This is a genomic window from Stenotrophomonas sp. HMWF023, assembly GCF_003060985.1.
Lineage (GTDB): Bacteria > Pseudomonadota > Gammaproteobacteria > Xanthomonadales > Xanthomonadaceae > Stenotrophomonas > Stenotrophomonas lactitubi.
This window is the reverse complement of sequence record NZ_QAIJ01000073.1, coordinates 1-4,666: the sequence shown is the minus strand read 5'-3', so window position 1 is coordinate 4,666 and position 4,666 is coordinate 1. Positions and strand designations below refer to the sequence as shown.

At 67.4% G+C, this 4,666-nt stretch carries 6 protein-coding genes; 4 read left to right on the top strand and 2 right to left on the bottom strand.

Going from position 1 to position 4,666, the window contains the following annotated elements:
- Positions 1-206: 206 nt before the first annotated feature.
- From DBR20_RS03025 to DBR20_RS03015, 3 genes are read left to right on the top strand one after another with little or no spacing between them, the layout of a single operon-like run.
- Positions 207-836, top strand: a complete 630-nt coding sequence (locus DBR20_RS03025; RefSeq protein ID WP_108265141.1) for a superoxide dismutase — start codon at positions 207-209, stop codon at positions 834-836.
- The gene (locus DBR20_RS03020) at positions 833-1,408 is read left to right on the top strand and encodes a flavin reductase family protein (RefSeq protein ID WP_089235887.1); all 576 of its coding nucleotides are present in this window, start codon (positions 833-835) and stop codon (positions 1,406-1,408) included. Before DBR20_RS03025 ends, DBR20_RS03020 begins: the two co-directional genes overlap by 4 nt.
- The gene (locus DBR20_RS03015) at positions 1,408-1,746 is read left to right on the top strand and encodes a tetratricopeptide repeat protein (RefSeq protein WP_100465627.1); all 339 of its coding nucleotides are present in this window, start codon (positions 1,408-1,410) and stop codon (positions 1,744-1,746) included. The genes DBR20_RS03020 and DBR20_RS03015 overlap by 1 nt, the downstream gene beginning before the upstream one ends.
- Positions 1,747-1,750: 4 nt before the next feature.
- On the opposite strand, the gene DBR20_RS03010 is transcribed toward DBR20_RS03015, so the two are convergent.
- Both DBR20_RS03010 and DBR20_RS03005 read right to left on the bottom strand, forming a co-directional pair.
- On the bottom strand, positions 1,751-2,899 hold the full coding sequence (locus DBR20_RS03010) for an acyl-CoA desaturase (RefSeq protein WP_100552731.1): 1,149 nt from the start codon (positions 2,897-2,899) through the stop codon (positions 1,751-1,753).
- Positions 2,900-2,912: 13 nt separating this feature from the next.
- The gene (locus DBR20_RS03005; RefSeq protein ID WP_108265140.1) at positions 2,913-4,022 is read right to left on the bottom strand and encodes a ferredoxin reductase; all 1,110 of its coding nucleotides are present in this window, start codon (positions 4,020-4,022) and stop codon (positions 2,913-2,915) included.
- Positions 4,023-4,075: 53 nt separating this feature from the next.
- Between DBR20_RS03005 and fabR the strand changes: the two genes are divergently transcribed.
- Positions 4,076-4,666, top strand: a 591-nt coding sequence (gene fabR / locus DBR20_RS03000; protein ID WP_108265139.1) for an HTH-type transcriptional repressor FabR, incomplete at its 3' end; no start/stop codon positions are given.

Sequence of the window (4,666 nt, the reverse complement as noted above, 5' to 3'; positions counted from 1 at the left end):
GAGCTCGATGGCGCCATCCATGGCGCCAACGGTTCCGGCCAACCCCTCCCGCCGCCACCGGACAATTTCCTGCGGGCGCGGGCGGCGCATCACCACGCCGGTGAGGGTTCGAAAAGCGGCTGCTCGCTTGACCTCAACCAATGTTGAGGTGCGATAACAGTCTCCCCACGGCCACACCCCTGGCCTTCCCCACGGAGACTGTCTCGATGTCGTACTCGCTTCCCGCCCTCCCCTATGCCTACGACGCCCTCGAACCGCACTTCGATGCGCGCACGATGGAATTCCACCACAGCAAGCACCACCAGACCTACGTCAACAACCTCAATGCCGCGCTGGAACAGGCGGGTCTGCCGGCGCAGCCGGTGGAGACCCTGATCGCCGATCTGGATGCCCTGCCCGAATCGATCCGCGGCGCAGTGCGCAATAACGGCGGCGGCCACGCCAACCACAGTCTGTTCTGGACCGTGCTCAGCGCCACTGGCGGCACCGCCGATGACGAGCTTGCCGCCGCCATCGATCGCGACCTTGGCGGCTACGACGCCTTCAAGGAGACATTCAGCAAGGCCGCGCAGACCCGCTTCGGCAGTGGCTGGGCGTGGTTGACCGTCGATCGCGACGGCCGCCTGCAGGTCGAAAGCAGCGCCAACCAGGACAGCCCCCTGATGGGCGCAGCGGCTGGCGCCTCCGGCAATACCCCGATCCTTGCCCTGGACGTCTGGGAGCACGCCTACTACCTGCATTACCAGAACCGTCGCCCGGACTACATCGGCGCGTTCTTCAACCTCATCAACTGGGCCGAAGTCGGCCGGCGCTACCGCCAGGCCAGGGCCGCATGAACGCGGACTCCGGTGCATACGCCGGGCCGTGGGCAGGGGTCTTCCCCGCTCCGGCACCGGTGCCGTCGGTCAGCCTGCCGCCGCGTGCGCTGCGGCGGTTGCTCGGCCATTTCCCTACCGGTGTGGCGATCGTCTGCGCCCGTGATGCACAGGGAAAGCCGCAGGGCCTGACCATAAATTCGTTCGTGCCGATCTCGCTGCAGCCGCCACTGGTGCTGTGGAACCTGGCCCTGCATGCGCAGAGCCTGTCCACGTTCCAGCGCGCCACCCGGTTCGCGATCAGCGTGCTCGGCGCCGGACAGGAAGCCCTGGCGCGCCGTTTCGCCGACCCGCAGGTGCGCCATCGATTCGCCGACGTGCCGTTGCTGGACGACGGCGAGGACGCACCACCGCGGATCGCCGGTGCCGTCGTCCACCTCACCTGCACCCGCCACGCGCAGTGGCCGGTCGGCGATCACCTGCTGCTGGCCGGGCGCATCGTCGATGTGCAGGAAGAAGGCGGCGCACCGCTGCTGTTCCATCGTGGACGCTTCCAGGCGGGGCCGGTGGAAACCCTGGTGGAGGTGCGCTGATGGACATCGAAACGCTGGAAAAGATGCTCGCCGCCGGCAAGGACAGCGCGCTGCTGCGCTTCGGCCTGGGCAAAAGCTGGCTGGACGCCGGCGATCCGGTGCGCGCAGCCACCCACCTGGGCCGCTGCGTGGTGCTGGACCCGGATTATTCGGCGGCGTGGAAGCTGCTGGGCAAGGCATGGCTGGCCGGTGGCCAGCCACAGGCGGCGCGCGAAGCGTGGCAGCGCGGGCTCAGCGTGGCCGGCAGCAAGGGCGACCAGCAGGCCCGCAAGGAGATGCAGGTGTTCCTGCGCAGGCTGGACCGAGAGTCGCCTGCGCTGTTGGCGAAGGCCGGCTGAACAATCAGCCGGCGTTGGCCGACGCCGGTGCCGGCATGATGTCCGGCATAGGCAGGCGGCGCGGCTTGCTCGGGAACGCGTGGCGCAGGATGCGCCAGACCACCTGGGTGAACTGCCGCGGCAGCGAGCCGTTGTTGTAGTGCTGGCCGTAACGACGGCAGATGTCCTTCACTTCCTTGGCGATCGCCGCATAGCGGTTGGCCGGCAGATCCGGATAGAAGTGGTGCTCGATCTGGTGGCTGAGGTTGCCCGACAGCACGTTGATCACGAAACCGCCGCTGATGTTGGACGAACCGCGCAGCTGGCGCAGGTACCAGTGGCCGCGCGATTCATTGCGCAGACACTCCTTCGGGAACGTTTCCGATTCGGCGGTGAAGTGTCCACAGAAGATGATCACGTAGGTCCAGATGTTGCGCAGGCCGTTGGCCACCATGTTGCCCAGCAACACTGGCAGGAAGAACGGACCGGCCAGCAGCGGGAAGAACACGTAGTCCTTCAGCACCTGGCGGATCATCTTGCGTGCCACCGGACGGGTCTGCAGCCACATCGCGCGGCTGCTGATGCGGCCCTTGAACCAGCGGCCCAGGCGCAGATCCTGCGCAGCCACGCCCCACTGGAACAGCAGCGCGAAGATCGGTGCGATGATCGGCTGCAGCAGGTAGAACGGCTTCCAGCGCTGTTCCGGGAAGATGCGCAGCAGGCCATAGCCGATGTCATCGTCCATGCCACGCACGTTGGTGTAGGTGTGGTGGCGGAAATTATGGGTCTTGCGCCAGTTGTCGGCGGTGGCAACGATGTCCCATTCGTAGGTGTTGCCGTTGAGCTTGGGGTCGCCGGTCCAGTCGTACTGGCCATGCATGACGTTGTGGCCCAGCTCCATGTTTTCCAGGATCTTGGCCAGCGCCAGCAGCAGGGTGCCGGCGATGCAGGCCGGCCACAGCAGCGGCGCCCAGAACAAGGGCGAGAACGCGCCAAGGAACAGCAGGCTGCGGCCAAGCACGCCGGACCAGCGCACAGCCGCTGCGACGCGGCGGATGTAGCGGGTGTCGGACGCGCCGAGGCTGCCGATCACACGGTCGCGGATCGCATCGAGTTCCTCACCAAACGTCTGCATCTCGGCAGGGCTCAGGGCACGGTCGGTAGCGCGGGTCATGGCAGCGGGGTCCTCAGAGATCCAGGGTCAGGTCGGTGGTCGGCGCGCTCACGCAGATCCGCACCGGCACGGCCGTTTCGGACTGGGTGTCGCCGGTGCGCAGATGGCGGGTGGTGCCACTGACGCGTTCACAGGTGCAGCTGTTGCAGATGCCCATACGGCAGCCGTGCTTGGGCGCGATGCCCTGCGCCTCCAGGCTTTCCAGCAGCGAGCGGCCACGCGGCACGATCAGCCGCCGGCCGCTGCGGGCCAGGGTCAATGCGACCTCGCCCAGGCTGTCGGCATCACTGAGTGCGGCCGGTGGGGTAAAGGCTTCCGCCTGGAAACCGGCCACCTGCTGGGCCAGCCGCGTGCGCGCGGCGGCAACGAAACCGTCCGGGCCGCAGGCCAGTACATGGCGCTGCGCCAGCGGGGTGTCGTCACCGGCCACGGCCAGCGTGTGGCTGTCGATACGCGCAGCCGGCACGTCGCCTTCGCGGGTGGCCAGCAGGTGCACGCGCAGGTTCGGATGCGCCGCAGCCAGCGCCAGCAGTTCATCGCGGAACTGGAACGCCGCTGCGCTCCGCTCCCAGTAGAACAGGTCGACCGGCGCAGCCAGCGGGCGCTGGCAGGCGTCGCGCAGCAGGCTGCGCATGGGCGTGATGCCACTACCAGCAGCCAGCAGCAATACCGGCGCGGCGGCAGGCATATGGAAATCACCAAAGGCCGCGTCCAGCCGGAACAGGTCGCCCGGCTTGGCATGTGCGACCAGATGCTGGCTGACCTTGCCGCCTTCCACCGCCTTGACGGTAATGGCCAGCTCGCGGCGGCCCAGGCGGGTCGGGCTGTAGCTGCGGCGCAATACACGCCCCTCAAGCTCAACGCCGAGGGTGACGTGCTGGCCGGCGCGCATCCCGGCCCAGTGCCGGTTGCAGCGCAGGACCAGGGTCGCGGCGCCCTCGCCGGCCGGCTCGCGCCGTACCAGGCGGGCCATCGGCTCACGCAGGGTCCACAACGGATTCAGCTGGCCCGCCCAGAAGTCGAACAGCGACGGCGACAGCCAGCGGTACGGAGAAAGCAGGGAAGGTCGGACGACAGCGCTCATGGGCGCACTATACGGCCGCACACACAGCTGTGTATACATGTGTATATTGCACCGGATTGGGTATGATTCAGCCTTGCCCCTCCGGAAGTACCATGGCCGCCGCCACCGTTCTGTCTCCGCCTGAAGATGCCAACAGCCCGGCCCGCCGTACGGTGAGCCGCGAGGATCTGTTGGCCGCCGCGTTGAAACTGATCGGCCCGCATCGCAGCCTGTCCACCCTCAGCCTGCGCGAAGTCGCGCGCGAGGCTGGCATCGCACCCAACAGCTTCTACCGCCAGTTCCGCGACATGGACGAACTGGCCGTCGCCCTGATCGACGTGGCGGGGCGCTCACTGCGCACCATCATCGGCGAGGCCCGCCAGCGCGCTACGTCCAGCGCCACCAGCGTGGTGCGCGTGTCGGTGGAAACCTTCATGGAACAGCTGCGCGCCGACGACAAGCTGCTGCACGTGCTGTTGCGCGAAGGCGCGGTCGGCTCGGATGATTTCAAGCACGCGGTCGAACGCGAACTGCACTACTTCGAAGAAGAACTGCAGCACGATCTGGTGCGCCTGGCCGCACTGGATGGCGCGGTGCTGTACAAGCCGGAGCTGGTGTCGATGGCGATCACCCGGCTGGTGTTTGCAATGGGCGCTTCGGCCATGGACCAGCCCCCGGAGAACGACCCGGAACTGGTCGAACAG

Bases quoted from the DNA above. Each gene is read 5' to 3' on its own strand.
- DBR20_RS03010 (WP_100552731.1), bottom strand. From the start codon at position 2,899: ATGACCCGCGCTACCGACCGTGCCCTGAGCCCTGCCGAGATGCAGACG.
- DBR20_RS03015 (WP_100465627.1), top strand. From the start codon at position 1,408: ATGGACATCGAAACGCTGGAAAAGATGCTCGCCGCCGGCAAGGACAGC.
- DBR20_RS03020 (WP_089235887.1), top strand. From the start codon at position 833: ATGAACGCGGACTCCGGTGCATACGCCGGGCCGTGGGCAGGGGTCTTC.
- DBR20_RS03025 (WP_108265141.1), top strand. From the start codon at position 207: ATGTCGTACTCGCTTCCCGCCCTCCCCTATGCCTACGACGCCCTCGAA.
- DBR20_RS03005 (WP_108265140.1), bottom strand. From the start codon at position 4,022: ATGTATACACAGCTGTGTGTGCGGCCGTATAGTGCGCCCATGAGCGCT.